Genomic DNA, 23,803 nt, shown 5'->3' with positions numbered 1-23,803 from the left:
GTATAACAATAACTTCGTTAATATTCTAAGTTAAACTGCCATTATCACCCTTTAAATAAGGGGTATAGATAAGACGACTAGGAAAGAAAATTGAGGGACATTTATTACTACTTTCTTTATTATTTTTTCAAAAAAAGCATTCTAGAAAAATAGCAAGTAATAAACATAATCATTATCTATTAAAAGGAAAGAAATTTTTTATTAATTGAGAAAGAACAATGCTTTCAACCTTATTCTAAGGAAGGACATTGCTCTCTTCTTTTGAGTCTTCACAGTTTCAAGAGAAACATGGAGTGCAGTAGCAATCTCCTCGTTCTTCTTGCCTTCCATATACATCAAAAAAACTTCCCGGCATCGATCTGGCAAAGCATCAATTGTCTGAAGTAACTGGCGATAGACTTCTTCACTAAAGAACCCTTCTTCCTCTTCTTCCATCCTAAATGTAGTGGAGTGGCTATCAAGCATCTTCTGAAGATAGCTACCTTCCACATCCTTATGTTTCAAATAATCCAGGGAAGCATTTCTGACAGAATTATACAGATAAGCCCTAAATGAAGCCAGAGACCGGAAAAGCATCTTCTTCTCCCAAATAGTGGAGAATAACTCCTGGACAATATCTTCTGCAGATTCTGAATCTCCGACAATTGTTATTGCATAGCAAACCAATGCTTTATAATAATTCTTATAAAGCAGTCGGAAAGCAGCCGCATCCAACTTATTAATTTGTTCTATGGAAATCTCATTGTTAGTCATTTCGGGAGTTTTGCGCCAAAAATACAAATTAAATAATAATGTTCTATACAGAAAGACTGATATTTTTCTCTCGGACAATCTAGTTGTATGGTACTTTCCAAAAGATATCCGCCTATAAAAGATTCACCCGGATTTACATTCGACAATGTAAACCCAGGTGAAAAATGCTCAATATTGCATAGAAGAAATCCTTAAAAATACCTCTTACAATATTGTTTTCATAGAGACAAATTAATTAAGAGAGAGTTTATGTAATAGAGATTTATTCAATTTCTATTGCCTTCTTGATGCGGTAGATCAACAAGTCGTAATGAGAACGATCTGCTTCGGGAGCTGCTGATACAGCTTTTTCGAGCATATCTTTCGTCTTCATCAACAAGTCGAAATAATACGCAGCAATTTTCGTCTGATTAGTGTAGATCGGCGGTACTGAAGAAAAACCTGCTATCTCTTCCGGATTCTGCAGGAGTTGCATCTTCATATCCACTCTTTCTCCGTTTCTCAGAGCAGCCAGATTAATCTCCGGCTTGCCGGAAGCTGCAAATGCAGTTTTAGAAGCTTTGAAACTACCGACAGGCGAAGTGGCTGTCGATGTCGAAATGATACTTTCCAGGAATGCAGTCTGCAAAGCTCTTTCAAAGTCTTTCAACGGACGGTGTTTCAATACGCCTTCCCAGACAACCCCGTAAATGTCATCCAGATATTCCGAAGCCGTGTAAGCCGCATCGGGGAAACGTTCCGTACAAACTTCGACATAAGGCAGACGTCCGAAAATTCCATTGAAGATATCCAGACGAAGACGATCTGCCTTCTCATCTGCAATCTCGAATTCCTTGGCATGAGCATCATCATCCACCCACTCCAAATTCTTCGCCAGTTCCAGTGCCTTATCCAATGCTGCTTTCTGCTTCTCCCGATCTACCATTGAGTAGCTCGGTATCGCATCCTTCTCACGAATATCATTCAGGTAAATACCCCCAATATAACTCAGAACAGCGTAAATACGTCCGCTCAGCCTTTCACTTAGGGCAGAGTGTACACGTCTGCGCATTAAGAAATCACGGTCATCCTTGGCAAACCAGTTATAATAGTTCTCAAATCCTTTGCGGACATTGGGAAGCATATAGTCGAATGATTTCAAATGATCATCTCCCAAACTTCCACGGCTGTTACGGGGATCGGAATCGAAACGGGACTGATTGCGGATATAGGCATAATGCGGATCTCCTGTATGTTCACGAATCCAGCTGTCCAGCGTATCTTTCTCTTCCTGCAATGAAGAAGCATAAATAGGCTGATATAAATATTTAATCACCAGTTCGTCGTAAGGACCGGGCTTGGTATTAACCAGGCATACTCCTTTGCGTACATCGTCTTCCGTAGCCACATCATTGATCACTACTCCTCCCATAACGGAAGAAGCCAGTCCGTACTTCTGTGTAAAGCCTACCGAACGCAACGAATCTACCGGATAAGCACAGGAAGCCCCCCAGTTCATAGTCAATCCCAGACCGGTACCTACCGCCTGAGCGATAGCAGCCTCGATCAACTCACCTTGTATATCTTCCGGGAAAACAGTAGTACGTACACGAGGGTCGATAGCTACAGTTGCTCCGACACGGTCAGCATACTGCACACTGATCATGTTTGCATTGATCAGGATAGAAGCATTCAGAATCTCACCTGTACGTGAATCAGAGTGTATCGTAGTCTGCGCGGAATTCATCCAGGAAGCAGAATAACGTACGGTCATGCAATCAAGACTGTTTGCATTGAACAATGTATCATTCTTCGGAAACTCCTTCACACAGATAACATCTTTAAATCCTATCTTCTCAAACGCCTTATTCCATGATTCTGCACCGGCTTTGATATATGGATTCCATTTTGCAGGCATCAGGCTGTCGATATAAAAGACCAGCTGCTTTTTAGGTTGAACCAATTCTCCACGACGATGAGCAGCAGAGTCAGACGGTTCGATACGCCAGCGCTTTGCATAACGTATGCTTTTCACTTCCTGAGTAGCTCCCGCAAAGTCACTTTTCAGCTGCGTTGTCATTCCCAAGCGCGAATCAGCCAGACGGGGAGCCATCGGTTCCTCCGGCAAGATGCACAACATTTTATTGACCACAGCTGTCAGAGGCACATCCTTATACATGCTGTAAGCGCCCATCAGTGTGTGGTCAACCTTGTAAGACAGTTCTTCACGTACAGCTATATTATTCTCTGTAGCCGACACTCCAAGGATGGCCGACTTATCAGACTGCAGGGAGTGATCACGTGAAACGAATCCGTAATAACCGTTGGCAGAAGTAGAAGGGAAAGGCTTGGTAAATGCAGATCCTTCCATAAACAGTCCCTTCATATCCACTACAAGCGCAGAACTGTCCGGTGTACAAGCCAGTACTTTAAAGCTTTTGAAAATACCCGGATTGTGCGAATTGTCCAGTGCACGGGCGATATAACTGTCACCGCTCGTATTCACCGGTTTGCTCAGCAAGGGCATACGTGCCACCAGTGTAGAGTCGATCATCTCAAAGCGGAAACGTACATCCGTACCGCCCAGCTGTCCCGGAGCACCCTCACCGCCGTCGCTTGTATTCTCGATAGAAGAAGTAAACAGCATTTCGCGTCCTAACATATCGATCGGAAATTCCACATATATCTTTCCTTCCACTTTGTGAATGGTCATCAGGCCATGTGCTGTCTGCACCTTTTTGTTCTTGAACAACTTCTGGTAAGGTGTCAGGTTTTCCTTCTTATCTTCTTTTTTCTTCTTTTTAAAAGGCCAGAAAGCATTTCCTTCCTGTGGCAGGCAACAGGCAAAAAGAAGTAATAAACAAAGTATCTTACTATATCTATTTCTCATACTTCCTATCATTTTAATGCCTGATCAATCTTGTACAACAATAAGCGGTAGTGGCGCTGGGTATCAGCAGAGCCAGTAGAAGCATTGGCCGCAACCAGGCTACGAACTTTCTTCAACTCACCGTAGTAAACGTGTTCCATCGGTTCAATCGGTGCTTTCAAATCCACATCATCATCAAAACCGCTGATCTCTTCGAGACGGGCAGCCTGCATTTCACGAGGTTTGTTATTGAAACATCCCATAAACTCTTCCGAAATAATACCGAAACGTTCGCGGGAAGCCGATTTCAACCATTCGGGAACTTCAATGTAAGCATACATATCTGCAATTCCTCTGCGGCTGGCATTCTTGGTAACTCCGGCTACCGAACCTTCAATCAATTTAGTCAGGTAATTCATCTGCAAGCGCATTTCCGTTTCAGTCAGATTTCTGCCGGCACGTGTAGGAGCCCATACGAAACGTTCGATATCAGCCAGATATTCTTTCTGAGTGTAAGGAGACGATGTAGCTTTGTCCGAACAAATAGCTACTGCACCACAACGGGACAGAATACCATCTATAATAGCATCTTCCATCTGCATAGCAACAGAAGTACGAATCGGGAACTCTTTCAATGTCTCGCGGGCATCCAGCCAGGAAAGGTCTTTCAACTCGTTCAACAGGAAGTTCAGTGCCTTCTTCTGCTGTTGCTTAGATACCGTTTTATAGCTCGGACGCTGGTCACCGTCATAGCGTTCATTCAAATAGATACCACCGATATCTCCCAATACGAAACTCAGATAACGTACATAAGCATACACCACTTCGTCATAAACCGCACTACGGAACTCAAAATCCTTATCCTTATCTGCTACCCAGTCGTTGATATGTTTCAGCAGATATTGCAGGTTACGGCGTCCGTATTCAGAAGCTTTCACCGGATCGTCTCCCAAATCCTCTTCTACAGAACTCGGGTCAAAGCGGCGTTTGAATTGTTGTTTACCATAACGATATTTATCATCTCCTGACTTTTCGCTGATCCATTTGTCCAGTATAGGAATTTCTTCTTCAGCTGTTTTAGCCTCAAATATCGGGGTGTACAGCCAGGCAATAGCATAGTAATCATAAGCTCCCAATTCCGGCGGAGTCAGACGTACGCCTTTCTCTTTATCACCCGGTTGCGCTACATAGTTATTACGTGCATAGTCCATGATAGAATAAGTAGTTCCGAACTCCTGAGTAAACTTCGGATCACGCAATGACTCTACAGGAATAGAGGAAGAACCGGCCATATTGTGCATCAATGACAATGTATGACCTACTTCATGAGAAAGTACGTAAGCGATGCAATCGCCCAACAAGTCCTCACGCAATACGATATCGCGAACATCTTTATCAGCAGGGGCAGTCTGCAAGAAGCGCCAGTACTGAACGAGTTGCACGATGTTGTGGAATACAGTCACAGATGCATTGATAATCTCTCCGGAACGCGGATCAATCCAGGATGGTCCCATCGCATTGGCTACCGTAGACGGTGCGTAACGGATACAAGAATACTTAATATTCTCGGGATCAAAATTCGGGTCGTCTTTCGGGAAGTCTTTAGCTACAATAGCATTCTTGAAACCAATCTTTTCGAATGCTTTCTGCCATACTTCAACTCCTTTGTGGATATATTTGTTCCAGTTCAAAGGGAACGCATCATCAATATAGAAAACGATGGGCTTCTTGGGCTCCACCAGTTCACCACGAAGATAAGCAGCAGAGTCAGATGGCTCCAGATTCCATCTGTGAGCAATGTGACGAGTGCGTAATCCACGTCCTTCGGAAGCAAATTCCACTACCGAATGCTCGAAAATACCGATACGTGGATCAGCATAGCGAGGACGCATCGGCTGCTCGGGCAACAGAATGAAACTACGGTTCATGACTGCTGTAAACGGCATTTTCTTCACGGCGTAGTTTCCTTTCACCCCTACACTGATTTTATAGGTCAGCAAAGAACGTACGCTGATATTATCTTCAAATCCTTTGATTCCTTGGATAAAGGAACTTTCTTTCTCGAAATCTTTATCGATATCCGCTCCCATCATCTCCATCATTGAATAAGGAGAGAAAGGAGAAAGAAGTTTCTGATCGCTCAACAAGTAGTCTGTCATATCGAATACGACTGCTGTGCTATCATTGTTATAAGCCTTAATTTCGAATGTTTCGGCGATAGCCGGCATTGTACTGCTCGTCAACCGTTTCTTGATCTCACGGTCCTCAGAAAACTGCCCTGCCTGCACGCGACGCAACGTAATAGTAGAATCACGCTGTACGAAACGGATCAGGAACGGATCACCGGACTTCTCTCCTACACAACCGAATTGGTTATCGGTAGTTTCAGCAATAGTAGAACCGAGCAGGATATCCCGATTCATCACCTTAATCGGTAACTCAAAATAGATCTTATTGTCCAACTTATGAAGAGTGATGAAACCTTTAGCTGTGGTGACCTTCTTGTCTTTAAACAGTTTGTCATACTTGGTTTCCTTCTTCTCTTTCTTCGTAGTCGCTTCGGTAGAAGCTTTCTTCTTGTTTTTCTTCTTAGCCACAGCGGGGTTAGTCATAGCCCCGCATAGTACGACTAGAAGAAGTAAATACAGTTTTTTCAAAGTTTTATCGTTTTTAAGTTTTAACTAAATGATTCATTCCAAGATTCTTTCCATTTATAACGAACCTGAATAATCCGCCCAAAATCTTTTTCATGGAACAATACAAATTTATTTTCAGCATCATTCACCTGAATTACCTTATTCTGTTGGATTACATATTTCTTAAGAGTATAATCCGAATTATCATCATCCCCTTTCAGAATATAGACATCTCCATTTTCCAAACCTACTATAATATATTTATTATTAAAGCATTCGGCATCAATAGAAGCAATAGGAGAATCAAATTGAGCACATGTGTATAACTTATTCCCATCTGTATAATAAAAATAGAGAGTCTCCCCTTTACTTATAAACAGATAAGGAGCTTTATCCTGATTCCGACAAAGATAAAAACAGTTTTTGGACGTTCCGTCAATTACTGAACTTAGCCCCTCAATCTCACTTTGAGATGTAAAACTAGCGCCAACTTTGGTGACAGAACTACCCCCTCCATAAGCTTCTACCGTAAATTTCTGTATATAGAACTTGCCAGCCTTATCTTTAATAATAGACATATAAGAGACATCTCCCCAGTCAACCAAACTAGCACCTACAAAGTATACAGAATAATCCTTCATGTTATCTAGCCTAGCATCAGAAGGACCATACTCATACTCCTCCACCTTCAAAGGTAGCACCTTGCCAGAATAGTTATAACCTTGCCAACTCTTATAATCAGCAATATGCAAATATTGCGAAGAATTTTTATCATAAAGAACCATACCTCCATGTTCATCAAAAGGAGCATAAGCAATCATGCTACCATCCACCTTTATTTTACCTTCTTCATCTGATGTTAATGGTCGGTCAAGGAAATTACTAGAGTTAAACAATAAATTGCTATCTTTAACGCGGGTATAAATAATTCCATCTTCACCAATTGCCATTGTAAGAAACTGCATATCAATAACACCTACCGGAACAAATCCTTCTGGATATGATTTACTAAGGAACATTTGAGACAATATCCCTTCCTGCTTATAACTGCTACCTGATATATCAATAGCTCCTTGGCCACCCTTCTGTGCTACCCATAGCCAACTGGTTTTATCTTCTCCATCCCAGCGTTCTGTCCAGTGAGGATACATAGAAACAGGCTGTGTTCCCATCGGTACACCATTAATCATTTGATAAATATCACGTGTAACAACAGGTTTTAATATTCCCTCTTCAGTCTGTTCTCTCAAAAAAGCTAAAGTACTGATACCTTCTTTCTCGGAGAGTACTACCCAGCCGTTAGAGGCATAAGCAGAAGAAACAGAAATGTACGTAGAACCAAAATAGGTAACTCCTGTGTTATTATCCATCACAGCCAACCGAAGTTCTTTAGTACTAGCAATTGTATCCGCTATCCACTCCAGGTCTCTAGTATCAGCTATGACATGTCCATCAAACGTCCATTCATATGATAAATCAGAAGGTTCTTTTCCTAAAGTGAAAACTAATTTTGGTTTTGATATCACTTTATCTCCTAACGCATACGAAGAACTTTCAGTCTCTACAGAAATCTCGATATCGTTCATTTCTCTATAATCATAATTTCCCTTATCCTCATAACAAGACGTGATGATCAAAAGGAACATTACAACAAATAATATCTTCATTTTCATATTTCAATTTCTATTCTAATTAGTTAATAGGTACAGTCATCGGAAACTCCTCACCAGTTGTATCATTTTTATCCATTACATTGTTTACTGCAATGTAATACTTGAATGTCAATGCATATTGCCGTTTTTCGGCAGTACTTAGTTTTCCAAAATCTGAGATATTAGTGCATTTTACAAACTCTTCATATTTCTTTCTAGAATATGTACCTAAATACAACTTCGTGACATCATTGGTCCACCATAAAGGTTTACTAATAATATTATTAAATACAATTTTAATTTGTTCGTATTCCGGTATTGATCCTTCGAAATACTCATTTGGAAGAATTTTCAAACACAACTTCACATTCTCTTTCAAATCTTCCGTTTTTAACAACACAACCTCCAATGTATCATTAGATAATCCAGCTTTAAACATTGGATTATCAGGCAAATGATAATTTTTCTGATCAGCATTCTTTATCTTATCTTCACTCTCATCTTCCGCAACCACACTTACTTCGTAAGGTGTATCTGTTGAAAACGGTTTTCCGACTAGCCCCAGACCAATCTTCACAATAATAGCATCACTAGTAGGATAGTTATTGAAAGATACTTCGAAATCCTCATCACCAAATTCCTTCAATTGGCTAAAATAAAGATATTGTCCACCATGATAGGGTTTTATCTCATCTTCCGAACATCCCCAAAAACAAAGAGATATTAAAGCAAATAGAATATTTTTTTTCATCTTTCTTTTTCGTTGATTATCACACATTAAATATCCTCATTATCCGGTTTATCAAATACAAAAATTGCATTATCTACCGGTTTCTTATCCATACGTTTGTATTGAAAAAACATTTGTCCTTCTCCTACAAATTCCTTACGCATATCCTTCAATAACTCTGTATGAAATCCTTCCAATGACCCAATACTGTTCTCCATATTAGTAGTCAGAATTCCTCTCGCATAACGTACTTCATCCAGCATTTTGCCAGCTTGAGAATATTCACCTTTACGAGCAAAGTACTCACCCATGATATAATACATCTCACTCAAGCGTATACCTGGAACCATATCTGAACCATCCTGTCCCAACTTAATATCATATTTTAAGGAATATGCATTAGAATTATAAGAACCTGTCTGTAGAAGGAAACGACGATCCTGTTCTTTATTATCAGCAAAGATATTATCACTGTCAAGGATAAACAGTGTTTGATTTCCTCTTGTTATATAAGGTATATAATCTTCTTGTAATGTTTTATTAAAAAAACACATAATAATGCTATTATAGTCTTTGAGATTCGTACCTAAACTTGAATATTCCACAAAATTAAAACAGGATTCAGGCTTGCTTCCATATGGATAAGTCGCTTCTACAACCTCTTTTGCTTCTTTATAAGCCTGTTCATATTCTCCTTCCCAATAATATACACGTGCTAATGTCGCTACTATAGCATAATAATTCATACGATATCCTCTATAAGCGAAGAATACATCACTAGAAGCTATATCGTTAGAAAGCATGCTTGATGCCAACATACGATAACTTGTGCTCATCCAAATTTTATGTTCATCAGTTATATCACATTTAGCTAACATCTCTTTCGCAGCTTTTAAATCTCTAATTATTTTAGAAAGAATCTCTCTACTACTCTCATATGGAGGAATAATGGTAGGATATACCTCTACATAGGGAATATAAGACTTTCCATCATCTTTCGATATGGCGGGAGCAAATAAACGAAGTAAATCAAAATGTATAAAAGCTCGTAGTGCCAATGCTTCTCCCCAAATCATATTTTTCTCAAATTCTCCCTCTTTGAAAACAGAAGGACTAGCTTTGCTAACATTGAGAATCAAATTATTACAATTAGCTATATTATTATAACCAATAGACCATATATTGGAAATAAAAGTTTTCACATCCGAATCATCAAATTGAAACTTAGCCGATTTATAATAAGCTGAATTTTTAGGTATAAAATTATTATCTGTTTGATAATATTGAGCAATAGCATCCATAAATCCCCATGACATTGCTCGTCCATACATGGAAGAAGTCCCCAAATTCAAATATATTCCATTCAAAGCATTTCGATATCCATCTCCTACTTCAAAAAGCTTATCCCCATTCACCTGATTACTCGGTGCTACATCCAGCCAATCACTACAACTTGTAGTAAACAGGCTTGTAGCCAACAGTAATATCGTATATAATTTCTTCATATTATTCATCTACTTTAAACTGTTAAAAACTCATTTTCACCGAAGCTGCAAAAGACCGTGAATACGGATAGTCCAATCCACGTTCAGCACGTACAGTAGCAACACGGAATAAATCATTTCCTGAAAGTTCTACACGTAACAGACCGATATGTGCTTTCTTCAACCATTCAGCATTAAAATCATATCCTAAAGTAAGAGAGTTAAATGTCAATACATTATAATCCTGAATAAAACGACTAGTAGGACGAGTTACTGCAACTACCCCATCAGTCTGCAAACGTCCATAAGGAGTACAATCTCCAGGCTTTTGCCAGCGCCCTGTTAATACACGACGGTCTACATTACTACTTTGAATATGTGCATTCTCAACTTTACTTACCAATGTAGAATTATAACGTTGTCCACCAAATTCATACATAAAGGTAGAATAAAGAGAAAATTGCTTCCAACGAAGGTTAAATCCAAAAGTACCCTGGAGTTTTGGCTCTTCGTTTCCAACTACAACTTGGTCAGCCGCATTCCAATCATATGTTATTGTACCGTCAGGACGAAGATAAATTTCCTTACCATCTGCAGGATTGATGCCTAATGATCTAACACCAAAAATAGATGTCAGCGAACCACCTTCTACATACTGCAAGTAAGTCTCACTATATTTTGAATCTCCTTTTCCTGAATCATATTTCGCATACTTTTCTTGTACGCGCTTATTGTATTCTTTCAGACTATCTGAGATCTTAGTTATTTTATTCTCATTATGAGCCATATTCGCAAAAACTGCAACAAACCAATCCTTAGTATTCAATATATTACTTCTCAATTGAATCTCAACACCCTTATTCATCACCTCACCGATATTATCTTTATAAGAAGTAAAACCTGTAGAACTAGGTAATGTAACACTATTAACCAAGTCCACCGTTTTCTTACGATAATATGAAAAATTCATCTGGAGTAGTCCTTTAAACATATCAACATCTAGACCTAAATCCATGTTATGAGTCTTTTCCCAACCCAATCCATTATTTCCCAATGCCATCAATGAAGCTCCTAGACCTGTTTTAAACCAGTTATCTGTTACCACTTTATAAATAGTCTGCGCTTCATAGGGAGAGAAGTCAACCTTACCAGTAATACCGTAAGTTCCACGAATCTTTAGACGGTCCATCCAATCAAACTGTTTCATGAACTTATAATTATGCAAGTTCAAACCAAGACCACCAGAAAAGAAAGGTGCAAAACGTTGATCAGCACCAAACTCTGAGTTTCCGTCGAAGCGTACAGAAACGTCCGCCAAATAAATATTATCAAATGAATAATTGAATGTCCCTAATGCACCAAAAAGACGACTTTTACTATCCGAATTTGAAGGCAATCCAGAGACTTTATTACCATAGCCTGGAGAAGACAATTCGCCAGAAGGAAATCCTTTGTAAGTAATACCAAAGCTATCACCAGTACTTGAAGTAGCATTAATACCTACCAAAAAATTCAGATTGTGCTTCTTTATATTTCTATTATAAGATAAAGTAGCAGTAGCATCCCAACTTAGACTATTGGAAGTAACAATATCCAATTGTCCTGAAACCACATTATTTAAACCTAACAAATCATCATTCTTCTTTGAACGCGGATCAAGAAAAGTACGTGCATCCGAATTTGACTTCGTAACACTAAATTGTCCTTTTAATAACCAGTAACTGTCGATATTCCACAACAATTCTGTATTATTAATCAATTCCCAAGACTTACTACGATCATAATTCTTCAATGTAGCTTCATACAAAGGATTTACTTCTCCTGAACCTCCAGTCCAAGGATAAGTTGTCTCCAAATATCTTCCATTCTCATCCATATATTCATCATATGGCAATTTTGAAGTATAGTCGGAAAAGCTTCCATAAGGAGACTCCTGAGATTTAGTATAAGTATATGAGAAATAGTTTCTTACCTGAAAAGCTCCAAGCCGATAAGATAAAGACAGCCCACCAGCCATACGATCGCGATAAGAACCTTTCATAACGCCTTCTCCACTATTATAAGAAAAGTCTGCTCCCCAGCGCAAATCCTCCGTACCGCCATCTAGATACAAACTATGTTTGTGATTGAATACTGTACGAAGGGGTTTGGATAACCAATAAGTATCAACACCACGAACTACATTGTTCAGTTTTTGGTTATAAAGTGCATCCAAACGACTTTGTTCATTAAAATCCTGTTCTGAATCCGCCTTAAATAAACCAGCTGCAACCTCCGTTTCAAGCTTTTCCCGCGCATTCATCATATTATAATCAGTCAAATCAGGATATTCCAACGTTCCAGTAAAATTATAATCAATATTAACCTTACCAGCTTTCGGAGTAACTGTTGTAATAATAACTACACCATTTGCAGCACGAGAACCATACATAGCAGTAGCGGCAGCATCTTTCAAAATTGTAATACTTGCAATACGGCTAGGGTCCATATCATACAATTTCTGCACACTGATCTCAAAACCATCCATTATAAAAGTCGGAAGGTTAGGATTATTCTTCAATGATGTTTTAGAAAGACTTTGAGCATCCAACTGAGTGGTTCCGATGCCTGAACGTCCACGAATATATAACTCTGGAACATTATTCGGATTCGACCCGGCTAAATTATTCTCTGCAATACGAAAAGAGGGGTCGAACGTTTGCAAAGCTCCCAATACATTCGTTTTGGAAACCGACATCAGCTGATCTGCCGTAACCGTCACTGAAGTACCCGTAAAGCTATTCTTGCTAATTTTCGCATATCCGGTTACCACCACCTCTTCCAGCTGCTTGGAATCCGGTTTCAACTTAAAGGTATGAACTTTATCGAGATTCAACTTACCTGTATGTATTTCCAAAGATTGCATACCCACAAAAGAAAGACGAATCGTAGCGTCTCCGTCAGGGAGTCCCAATGAAAAGGCACCGTCTGCATCTGTCATGGTTCCGATGTTTCTCTCTTTTCCGAGTATCAAAACTGTAACTCCCGGCAGTTCACCACCCATATCATCAACCACTCTACCTTCCAAAACACGTGTTTTCTGATCTTTCTTCTTGATGACTACAATACCATCTTTGGTGGCATAAGTGAAACCTTTAGGTGAAAGAACGCGGTCCAGCAATTCTCTCCAAGGCTCGTTAGTAGCTTTTACAGTCACCGGTTCAACTCCTTTAAACATCTTCGAGTTATAAAGCATGTTGATTCCAGCTTTCTGTTTTACCGTGTTTAAAAATGTCTCCATCGGCACATCCTTCAAATCAAGTGTCACTTTCTTCTCATCAGGTGGAAGTGCCCATGCACTGAGAATCATGCTCAATGCAAACAGACATAACATAAAGACTCTTCTTTTCTCCATAATTTTTAATCAAAACTCAATATTACTCATTCTTATATATCAATATATTTCTGCCGTTTATTCTATAGTAGATATCGCCGGTTAGTTCTAAAGCATCCAGGAAAGTGTTGATCGTGCCATATCGCTGTAAGTCGCCACTATATGTCAAGTCGCATAAAGATGCATCCTCATAATAGACATGGACATCATACCAGCGCTCAAAGGTTTTCATGATATCTCCCAGTCGCTTGTTATTGAAAACATACACACCTCTTGCCCAACCGATATATTCATCTACATCGACTGCCCGCTTTTCAATTCCACGGGAAGAAGCAACAGCCTGTTCACCCGGTGCCAACGTAATGATTTTCTGATCAGGTGTGGAGAAGTTTACTTTTCCATATACAAGAGTGGTATAACATGCGTCCGCATCATTGTATGCATTGACATTAAATGCAGTACCGAGCACCGTTACTTCTCCAAAGCGCGTCCGGACAACGAACGGATGTTCCTCGTCTTTCCTCACATCAAAATAAGCCTCTCCTTCCAACGTTACAATTCTGCGTTTTCCGACAAAACGGGCCGGGTAGATCAATTTAGAACCGGCATTCAAATGAACGGTGGTTCCATCAGCAAGAAGGACAGTATTCTCTCCTCCCCGCGGTATAACCAGTTCATTTGACTTGGCCGGACTTTCATCGACGTTTTTTTCTGCGTGTTGTTGTGTTGTGACGGTCGGTCGATACGATAGCACCCCTTTATTATATTTTACTTGGACGCCATCTACTATTACATTTATATCTTTCTTTTGTACATCAATTGTGCTCCCATCGGGTAAGGTCAGCACTGCCTGTTTGCTACCCGGCTCGATTAGTGCAATACGTGCCTTGTTGTCCTCCATTGCCTGATAATGATTCACGGCATAAAAAGAAATTCCCACAGCCAATACTACCATAGCCGCAGCAGCATACCACCACGTCCGGATACGACGTATCTTTCCGTCAGACGGATTTTCTTTTTGTTGAATTTGTTGAAGGAAATGCTCGTAAGCCTTTTCCGATGAATATTCTTTATACTTATTAAAAGAGTCTTTCAGTTCCTCACTATCCTGCAATTTCTCATACACCGTTTTCAGTTCCGGGTGCTCAGATAAACGTTGTTCCAACACCAGCTGCTCTTCGTCGCTTGCATCTCCCAAAAGAGCCTTTTTTATCAAAGAGGCATCCTGATATGTGTTTTCTAACTTTTTCATAATTTTATCTATTTCTAGTGAGATTTTTATCTTTGCTTTACTATAGTTATACATAACGTCTATAAATGGGTGACAAAAAGATGATTATTTTTTAGATGAAGCATTCCTATCGAAGACTTTACAGAGGAAAATTCTATCATTTTATCACTAAACACAGGCAATTCAGAGTGTTTTAACAATAATGTCACTACAGCATAGCAAATAAAAAGCACTAAAGAACGACAATTAGACATCTTAGAAAATATTTGTTTTTTTTGGTTGCCGCTATTAAATTCATCCAATATTTAACTTCTTCAGGAGAATCAAAAAACACTTTTCTATTGTCACTTATCACTTTTAAGACTTAGTAGGCTGATATACAACAATTAAAAAGTGACAATAAGAGGTGATAATAGAGTGACAATAAGAAATATTCAGTTTTCTATTGTCACTTTTACCCAAAGATGCTCCTATCAACAAAAGACAATATACTCCCCCAAATAACACATACAACCCCATAAAAGATGCCGGATTTAATAGTCAGCCTTCCGTTCATCAATGTGTTACGAAGCCTCAATTAACATTTTCACATAGTAACAAAACTTCAGTTCACGTACGTGGTCCCATCGGTTCACGCACATAGAGCGACGGGATCACGTACGTAAGCTCAACGAACCACGTACATGAAACAAGAATATGCTATATAGCAAGCACATTAATCAAGCCTTTGCTACATACTAATGTCGCCACCTTGCAGCATTAAACCTGCTGTATTACGGTTCTTATCTTCGAACAATAGAGAGTAAATATGAAAGAATTATCCGGATAGTATCTTAAAAAATCAAAGAAAGCAGGACGGAATAAGTTGAATTGCCCAGCTTTTCACGCAAGAATTTATAGCTGCGGCTCTTTTGAGTTTTAACCGTATTGATACTCACACCTAATTTAGATGCAATCTCATCCCAGGAATGACCTTCAATTCTCAACAAGATGATACGGCGTTGTTCGGCAGGAAGTTCTTCAATATAGAAATAGAGTTGCCGGATGGCCTCCTCTTTTACAGTCAGCGCATAGATCATTTCCTCGTCTTCAAAGTCTTCTTCCGAAGGCAGGGAGCTTAGTATAGAATCACGAATCTGATTGTTACGGATATAGAGTAATGCATTGTTATAGCATGCACGATAAAGATAATTAGTCAGTTCTTTGGAATCGGAGAAGATACGCTTGCCTTCCCACACTGAAATAAAAACTTCTTGCACCAAATCTTCCACAGCATCGGATACGGATAAGAATTTGCTGACATAAGAGCACAAAGCAGCATAATAGCGATCATAAAAGTCCCTCCAGATCTTCTTGTCCTTCTGGTTGACTCCTACCACTATAAAATCATCTTTACCGTTCATATGTCCACACAACATTATTCATCAACATGAATACGACTCTCCCTAGATTATTGCAAAAAACTGGTTATAGCATATAGAATCCACAAATATATCTGTTTTTTCAGAATGTCAGTTCACACCCACACATAAAAAAACAGAATTAAAGGGGGATAAAATAAAAAAAGAGCGAATAATTCCGCCCCACCCTTAAAGAATCCCCCATAAATGGGATTCTTTTTTCTGCATCTCAATTTACTTGTTACCTAAAAACTACTTTTTTCCTAATACCTAATCAAACAATCTTTTTCCTAAAAACTAATCTTCTAATTAATACCTTAAAAAAATAATCTAATACCTAATTCTATAAACTAAAACTACTCTTTTCCTTTTGTTATTACCTTTTTTCTAATACCTAAAAATATAAGTAGTTTCACAACTACGATGCAAAGGTAGAGGTGTTTTGGAAAACAACAAGAACTTTTATGCTAAAAAACATCTTTTCCCTTGTTTTTTTGACTTATGTCAAGAAGAAGGGGGAAGATCGAATGCAAAAGACATATCTGACCACAAGTTTTACACTATTTTTGCCGGAACAATCATTTCACATTCTATTTCGTCAAATAATCCTGCACGTTTTCATGTGACAAAAAGAAAGTCTGACGCATCAAAGCAAAGCACATACTTAGCATTTTGAAAGAAATCACAGACTCATCGCACCACATACAAGCCAGATTACAATACATTCTGCATATTTCTAATTCAAAATTACGGCGTTTTTTAGAATCATCTCCGCCTCCTCCCCGAAATTTCGGAAGCAAAAACAGGCAGAAGACACATTTCTCGCAACTTTTCCGTAACTTTGCAGCGTTTGATAATAAATAAGGTAGAATGGATTTTAAGTACGACGTTATTGTAATTGGTGGCGGACATGCCGGTTGCGAAGCAGCAGCCGCTGCTGCAAATTTAGGTTCCAAGACTTGCCTCATCACGATGGACATGAACAAGATCGGGCAGATGAGTTGCAACCCCGCAGTAGGAGGAATCGCCAAAGGACAAATAGTACGTGAAATAGATGCACTGGGCGGACAGATGGGATTGGTGACGGACGAAACCGCCATACAGTTCCGAATCCTGAACCGTTCGAAAGGACCGGCCATGTGGAGCCCCCGCGCTCAATGCGACCGTGCCAAGTTTATCTGGTCATGGCGTGAAAGGCTGGAAAACACCCCCAACCTTCATATCTGGCAGGACACTGTGAGCGAACTGCTCGTCGAGAACGGCGAAGTAACCGGCCTCGTTACCCTCTGGGGTGTCACATTCAAAGCGAAATGCATCGTACTGACGGCAGGAACCTTCCTGAACGGACTGATGCACGTAGGTCGTCACCAACTACCGGGCGGCAGAATGGCAGAACCCGCCTCTTACCAACTGACAGAATCCATCGCCCGACATGGCATTGCCTACGGAAGAATGAAAACCGGTACACCGGTACGAATCGACGCCCGCAGCGTCCATTTCGATCTGATGGATACGCAGGACGGAGAATGTGACTTCCATAAGTTCTCATTCATGAATACCAGTACGCGTCATCTGAAGCAACTGCAATGCTGGACCTGCTATACCAACGAAGAGGTACACCGGATTCTGCGCGAAGGACTTCCGGATTCACCCCTGTTCAACGGACAAATTCAAAGCATCGGCCCCCGCTATTGCCCCAGCATCGAAACCAAGATTGTCACCTTCCCCGATAAAGAACAACATCAGCTATTCCTCGAACCCGAAGGAGAAACAACACAGGAATTATACCTGAACGGATTCTCTTCTTCTCTTCCGATGGATATTCAGATAGCCGCATTGAAAAAGATTCCGGCATTCAGGGACATCGTCATCTATCGCCCCGGATATGCAATTGAATATGACTACTTCGACCCTACGCAATTAAAACATTCGCTGGAATCGAAGATTATCAGAAATCTGTTCTTTGCCGGACAAGTGAACGGAACGACCGGTTACGAAGAAGCCGGAGGCCAAGGACTGATTGCCGGAATCAATGCCTACATCAACTGCCACGGCGGAGAAGCCTTCACGCTGGCACGTGATGAAGCATATATCGGTGTATTAATTGACGACCTGGTAACAAAAGGAGTAGACGAACCTTACCGTATGTTCACCTCGCGTGCCGAATACCGCATTCTTCTCCGCATGGATGACGCTGACATGAGACTGACCGAAAGGGCTTACCGCCTCGGACTGGCTAAGGAGGATCGTTACCAGCTGATGAAAAGCAAAAAGGAGGCATTGGATCAGATTGTAGATTTCGCAAAAAACTATTCGATGAAACCGGCATTAATTAATGACGCACTCGAAAAGTTAGGAACGACTCCCCTACGCCAAGGATGCAAATTGATCGAAGTCCTCAACCGTCCGCAAATTACGATTGAGAATATCGCAGAACATGTCCCCGCCTTCCAACGAGAATTAGAAAAAGCAACCGCTGCAGATTCCGACCGCAAAGAAGAGATTCTGGAAGCGGCAGAAATACTGATCAAATATCAAGGCTATATTGACAGAGAACGAATGATAGCAGAAAAGCTGGCACGCCTCGAAAGCATCAAGATCAAAGGCAAATTTGATTATGCTTCCATTCAGTCGCTATCCACGGAAGCTCGTCAAAAGCTAGTGAAGATTGATCCGGAAACCATCGCGCAAGCGAGCCGGATTCCGGGAGTATCGCCTAGCGACATCAACGTGTTACTGGTACTTTGCGGACGATAAGCGGCAACGTTTCACGTGAAACAAAGCATTTAAAGAAACGAGATAAATCAATGATTATGAGCAAAGAAACGCTAATTAAAAGCATCCGGGAAATTCCGGATTTTCCGATTCCCGGAATCCTTTTCTACGATGTCACCACTCTGTTTAAAGACCCTTGGTGCTTACAAGAATTATCAAACATTATGTTTGAGATGTACAAGGATAAAGGTATCACCAAAGTAGTAGGTATAGAATCAAGGGGATTCATCATGGGCCCTATCCTGGCTACCCGACTGAACGCGGGTTTTATCCCCATCCGTAAACCGGGCAAACTTCCCGCAGAGGTAATCGAGGAAAGTTACGACAAAGAATACGGTAAGGACACGGTGCAGATACACAAGGATGCACTCGATGAAAACGACGTTGTTTTACTACACGACGATCTGCTGGCAACAGGAGGAACAATGAAAGCAGCCTGCGAACTCGTGAAAAAATTGAAGCCTAAAAAGGTATATGTAAACTTCATCATCGAGCTAAAAGACTTAAACGGTAAATCCATGTTCGGAGATGACGTAGAAGTAGAATCCGTATTGACTTTATAAACAAATTGCTTATATTTGCAGGGCGTAGAAAAACTACGCCCTTTTTATTTCCCGCTATTTCATCTATAACGATTATGAATACAAAACCGGAGACCAAGACGAATGAATATCTGAAAGGTATTGTAAGCAACCTGCCTGAAAAGCCGGGAGTCTATCAGTATCTGAACACCGAAGGCACGATTATATACGTTGGAAAGGCTAAAAACCTGAAGAAAAGAGTTTATTCGTACTTCAGCAAAGAGCATGAACCCGGAAAGACACGGGTATTGGTCAGCAAGATTGCCGATATCCGCTACATCGTAGTCAACACCGAGGAAGATGCATTATTGCTGGAAAACAACCTGATCAAGAAATACAAACCCCGCTACAACGTACTGCTGAAGGATGACAAGACCTACCCCTCCATTTGTGTGCAGAACGAGTATTTTCCCCGGGTTTTCAGAACCCGGAAGATCATCAGAAACGGTTCTTCTTATTATGGTCCATACAGTCACATTCCCTCCATGTACGCACTGCTCGATCTGATTAAGCATCTATATCCGCTGCGTACCTGCACTCTGAATCTCTCTCCGGAGAATATACGGGCGGGAAAGTTCAAGGTTTGCCTGGAATATCATATCAAGAAGTGCGCAGGTCCATGCGTCGGACTACAGTCCCAAGACGATTATCTTAAAAACATCGATGAAATCAAGGAGATTTTAAAGGGAAATACTCAGGAGATCAGCCGTATGCTGCTGGAGAAGATGCAGGAACTGGCCGGTGAGATGAAATTTGAGGAGGCCCAGAAGATTAAGGAGAAGTATCTGTTGATAGAAAATTATCGGGCTAAGTCCGAGGTGGTAAGTTCGGTGCTACACAATATCGACGTTTTCTCCATCGAAGAGGACGATTCAAATTCGGCGTTCGTCAACTATCTGCATATTACGAATGGTGCCATCAATCAGGCATTCACTTTTGAGTATAAGAAGAAGCTGAATGAATCGAAAGAAGAGTTGCTGACGTTGGGCATTATTGAGATGCGGGAACGTTATAAGAGTCATTCACGAGAGATTATTGTTCCTTTTGAGCTCGATCTGGAGTTGAATAATGTCGTTTTCACCGTTCCTCAACGGGGAGACAAGAAGAAATTGCTCGATCTTTCTATCTTAAACGTGAAGCAATATAAGGCCGACCGATTGAAACAGGCTGAGAAACTGAATCCCGAACAGCGCAGCATGCGTCTGCTGAAGGAGATACAGAGTGAACTGCATTTGGACAAGCCGCCTTTGCAGATCGAGTGTTTCGATAACTCGAATATACAGGGATCAGATGCCGTAGCGGCCTGCGTGGTATTCAAAAAGGCGAAGCCATCGAAGAAAGATTACCGCAAATACAATATCAAGACGGTTGTAGGACCCGATGATTATGCTTCGATGAAAGAGGTGGTCAGGCGCCGTTATCAGCGCGCTATCGAAGAGAGTTCTCCTCTTCCCGACCTGATTATTACCGATGGTGGTAAAGGACAAATGGAGGTCGTCAGAGAGGTGGTCGAGGATGAATTGCATCTGAATATTCCAATTGCAGGTTTGGCTAAGGATAATAAGCATCGCACGTCAGAACTGCTTTTCGGATTTCCCGCACAGACGATTGGAATTAAGCAGCAAAGTTCTTTATTCCGTCTGCTGACGCAGATTCAAGATGAAGTACACCGCTTTGCGATTACTTTCCATCGTGATAAGCGCAGTAAACGGCAGGTTGCATCGGCTCTGGACACGATAAAAGGCATTGGAGAAAAGACCCAAACAGCCCTATTAAAGGAGTTTAAGAGCGTAAAACGAATCAAAGAGGCATCCCTTGAGGAGATCGCAAAGGTCATAGGAGAGGCGAAGGCTCAGACCGTAAAAGAAGGACTGTAATAAGTATTAGGTATTAACCGTAGCTGTCATTCTGAGTCCTCATCACTGTACAAGAATGAATGCACAATAAGTCACCGTGACAAGCATCAGGAATGACTGGTTGTTGGGGATATAGTTCCAACGTGCAGGACATATAGATCCAATGTACAGGGCATATATAGTGTGTGCATTGGATGTTATACTTCTTCTCCTGTGCGCACAAAGAGGAGATTCTTCCTCCCACAGATCGTCTGAATGACAGATAGACATGCTTCTGCACAACAAATAGACACGCTGAATGACAACTACGGTTAATACCTAATACTTATCCTATAATATTTCCCTTCAATCCATCGTTTTCTCTTCTTAATTTCGTAAATTTGCCTTTCGTAACATTCAATAAAATAGAGAAAATATCAATGAGAATAGTTGTACAAAGAGTAAGTCACGCATCAGTAACCATCGAAGGACACTGCAAGTCCTCCATCGGGAAAGGAATGCTGATATTGGTCGGAATTGAAGAATCCGACGGGCAGGAAGATATAGACTGGCTCTGCAAAAAGATAGTAAATCTGCGCATTTTTGACGATGAAAACGGAATAATGAATAAATCCATTCTGGAAGATGGAGGCGAAATTCTGGTGATCAGCCAGTTCACATTGCATGCCTCTACCAAGAAAGGTAACCGTCCGTCATACATCAAAGCTGCCAAACCGGAGATCTCTATCCCACTCTACGAACAGTTCTGCAAAGACCTGAGCGGGGCATTGGGCAAAGAAATAGACACAGGAACGTTCGGAGCCGACATGAAAGTTGAACTTTTAAATGATGGCCCTGTTACTATATGCATGGATACCAAGAATAAAGAGTGAAACCTTACTCAATTATCAAACAAATAATCATAAATCAACAGCAATTATGACTCTGGAAGAAGCTCAAAAAGAGGTAGACAAATGGATAAAGACATACGGCGTCCGCTACTTCAGCGAATTGACCAATATGGCTGTACTGACCGAAGAAGTCGGAGAACTGGCCCGCGTCATGGCCCGCAAATACGGCGACCAGTCCTTCAAAGCAGGCGAAAAAGACAACCTTGACGAAGAAATAGCTGACATCTTATGGGTGCTCCTATGCATCGCCAACCAGACAGGGGTAGACGTCACCAAAGCCTTCCGAAAAAGTTTGGAAAAGAAAACGAAACGAGATAATAAAAGACATATCAATAACCCAAAACTGAACGATCATGGAAGAGAATAGCTCACAATCCAACAAGTATGATGCCGCATTGGCAAAGTATAACACCAATCTGAGCGATGCAGACATACAGGCTCGGGTGGCTGACCTGATTGAAAAGAAAGTGCCGGAGAACAATACGGAAGAAGTCAAAAAACTCCTGTTCAACTGTATCGACCTGACTACACTGAACAGCACGGACAGCGATGAAAGCGTGATGCATTTCACCGAAAAAGTGAATGAGTTCGACAATGAATTTCCCGATATGAAGAACGTTGCCGCTATCTGCGTATATCCCAATTTTGCGGATATTGTAAAAAATACGCTGCAAGTAGACGGCATCAACATCGCTTGCGTTTCGGGCGGATTCCCTTCCTCGCAGACTTTCATTGAGGTGAAAGTAGCGGAAACAGCACTGGCTATCGCCGACGGTGCAGACGAAATAGATATCGTGATCTCGATAGGCAAATTCCTGAGCGGTGACTACGAAACAATGTGCGAAGAAATCCAGGAATTAAAGGAAGTCTGCAAGGAACGCCACCTCAAAGTTATCCTCGAAACAGGAGCTTTGAAAACAGCTTCCAACATCAAGAAAGCCTCTATCCTATCCATGTATTCAGGCGCGGATTTCATCAAGACATCGACCGGAAAGCAGCAGCCTGCCGCCACTCCGGAAGCCGCTTATGTAATGTGCGAAGCAATCAAGGAATACTATCAGAAAACAAATAACAAGATCGGTTTCAAACCGGCAGGAGGAATCAATACAGTCAATGATGCCATTATTTATTACACTATCGTGAAAGAAATATTAGGCGAAGAATGGCTGAACAACCGACTGTTCCGTCTGGGAACCAGCCGCCTGGCAAATCTTCTCCTTTCTGACATCAAGGGCGAAGAGATCAAGTTCTTCTAAGGAATTACATTAGCAATCAAATATGCCTTACCGCGCTTCATTTTCCGTTCATACGGGAAGAAGTGCGGTATTTTTTATCTAATAAAAACTAAAGATACTTATAGGGAAAAATCATTATTTTCATTACCTTTGTCATAAAGGTAGCTATAGTAATATAGCTAACCTACTGTATTAGAGAACGTTTCTTTTATTACCTGATTCCTGGAATTCGGCAAAATTCAAAGTTATGAATGGTAATAAGCAAACGGGTCTCACGCACCTTCATGTATATACTTTTGTTATATATCGAACGGAGCGTGAGACTGTTGCTTATATGTCGTCATAACGGTTTGCCGAAA

At 40.8% G+C, this 23,803-nt stretch carries 15 protein-coding genes; 6 read left to right on the top strand and 9 right to left on the bottom strand.

The genetic code is table 11. The annotated features are described in order from the left end of the window. Positions 1–201: 201 nt before the first annotated feature. The 9 genes from HMPREF2794_RS16845 to HMPREF2794_RS16805 form a co-directional block, all read right to left on the bottom strand. Positions 202–753 (bottom strand): RNA polymerase sigma-70 factor, encoded by a 552-nt coding sequence (locus tag HMPREF2794_RS16845; protein WP_070751976.1) that lies wholly within the window; start codon positions 751–753, stop codon positions 202–204. A gap of 262 nt (positions 754–1,015) precedes the next feature. Further along, positions 1,016–3,622, bottom strand: coding sequence for a zinc-dependent metalloprotease (locus HMPREF2794_RS16840; protein WP_022301794.1), 2,607 nt, complete (start codon positions 3,620–3,622; stop codon positions 1,016–1,018). A gap of 8 nt (positions 3,623–3,630) precedes the next feature. Further along, positions 3,631–6,213, bottom strand: a complete 2,583-nt coding sequence (locus tag HMPREF2794_RS16835; protein ID WP_010536017.1) for a zinc-dependent metalloprotease — start codon at positions 6,211–6,213, stop codon at positions 3,631–3,633. Positions 6,214–6,278: 65 nt separating this feature from the next. Next, positions 6,279–7,910: a PKD-like family lipoprotein gene (locus tag HMPREF2794_RS16830; protein WP_010536016.1), complete on the bottom strand. Its 1,632-nt coding sequence runs from the start codon at positions 7,908–7,910 to the stop codon at positions 6,279–6,281. Between the two features lie 19 nt (positions 7,911–7,929). Beyond that, positions 7,930–8,640: a DUF4843 domain-containing protein gene (locus HMPREF2794_RS16825; protein WP_010536015.1), complete on the bottom strand. Its 711-nt coding sequence runs from the start codon at positions 8,638–8,640 to the stop codon at positions 7,930–7,932. Between the two features lie 26 nt (positions 8,641–8,666). Beyond that, positions 8,667–10,133 carry a RagB/SusD family nutrient uptake outer membrane protein gene (locus HMPREF2794_RS16820; protein ID WP_010536014.1) on the bottom strand — a complete coding sequence of 489 codons (1,467 nt, stop codon included), beginning with the start codon at positions 10,131–10,133 and terminating at the stop codon, positions 8,667–8,669. Between the two features lie 13 nt (positions 10,134–10,146). Beyond that, a complete protein-coding gene (locus tag HMPREF2794_RS16815) occupies positions 10,147–13,476 on the bottom strand; it encodes a TonB-dependent receptor (RefSeq protein ID WP_010536013.1) in 3,330 nt (1,109 codons plus the stop codon). A 43-nt stretch (positions 13,477–13,519) separates the two neighbouring features. After that, positions 13,520–14,728 (bottom strand): FecR family protein, encoded by a 1,209-nt coding sequence (locus tag HMPREF2794_RS16810; protein ID WP_010536012.1) that lies wholly within the window; start codon positions 14,726–14,728, stop codon positions 13,520–13,522. A gap of 812 nt (positions 14,729–15,540) precedes the next feature. Beyond that, complete coding sequence (locus HMPREF2794_RS16805; protein WP_070751973.1) at positions 15,541–16,110, bottom strand: RNA polymerase sigma-70 factor; 570 nt, start codon at positions 16,108–16,110, stop codon at positions 15,541–15,543. 867 nt (positions 16,111–16,977) lie between these two features. Between HMPREF2794_RS16805 and mnmG the strand changes: the two genes are divergently transcribed. From mnmG to deoC, 6 genes are all read left to right on the top strand, one after another. After that, a complete protein-coding gene (mnmG, locus tag HMPREF2794_RS16795) occupies positions 16,978–18,864 on the top strand; it encodes a tRNA uridine-5-carboxymethylaminomethyl(34) synthesis enzyme MnmG (protein WP_070751970.1) in 1,887 nt (628 codons plus the stop codon). 50 nt (positions 18,865–18,914) lie between these two features. Next, complete coding sequence (locus HMPREF2794_RS16790) at positions 18,915–19,445, top strand: adenine phosphoribosyltransferase (protein WP_010536008.1); 531 nt, start codon at positions 18,915–18,917, stop codon at positions 19,443–19,445. Between the two features lie 74 nt (positions 19,446–19,519). Continuing rightward, entirely contained in the window at positions 19,520–21,340 is a 1,821-nt protein-coding gene (gene uvrC, locus HMPREF2794_RS16785; protein WP_070751967.1) for an excinuclease ABC subunit UvrC, read from the top strand. A 398-nt stretch (positions 21,341–21,738) separates the two neighbouring features. After that, positions 21,739–22,191 (top strand): D-aminoacyl-tRNA deacylase, encoded by a 453-nt coding sequence (dtd, locus tag HMPREF2794_RS16780; protein WP_070751965.1) that lies wholly within the window; start codon positions 21,739–21,741, stop codon positions 22,189–22,191. 46 nt (positions 22,192–22,237) lie between these two features. After that, on the top strand, positions 22,238–22,576 hold the full coding sequence (locus HMPREF2794_RS16775) for a nucleotide pyrophosphohydrolase (protein ID WP_070751963.1): 339 nt from the start codon (positions 22,238–22,240) through the stop codon (positions 22,574–22,576). Next, a complete protein-coding gene (gene deoC, locus HMPREF2794_RS16770; RefSeq protein WP_022301783.1) occupies positions 22,563–23,465 on the top strand; it encodes a deoxyribose-phosphate aldolase in 903 nt (300 codons plus the stop codon). The genes HMPREF2794_RS16775 and deoC overlap by 14 nt, the downstream gene beginning before the upstream one ends. The last annotated feature ends 338 nt before the right edge of the window (positions 23,466–23,803 follow it).

Origin of the sequence: Bacteroides sp. HMSC067B03, assembly GCF_001811315.1 — a bacterium.
GTDB classification, from domain to species: domain Bacteria; phylum Bacteroidota; class Bacteroidia; order Bacteroidales; family Bacteroidaceae; genus Bacteroides; species Bacteroides faecis.
Note: the sequence above shows the minus strand (reverse complement) of the source record. Positions and strands in the feature narration are given on the sequence as shown.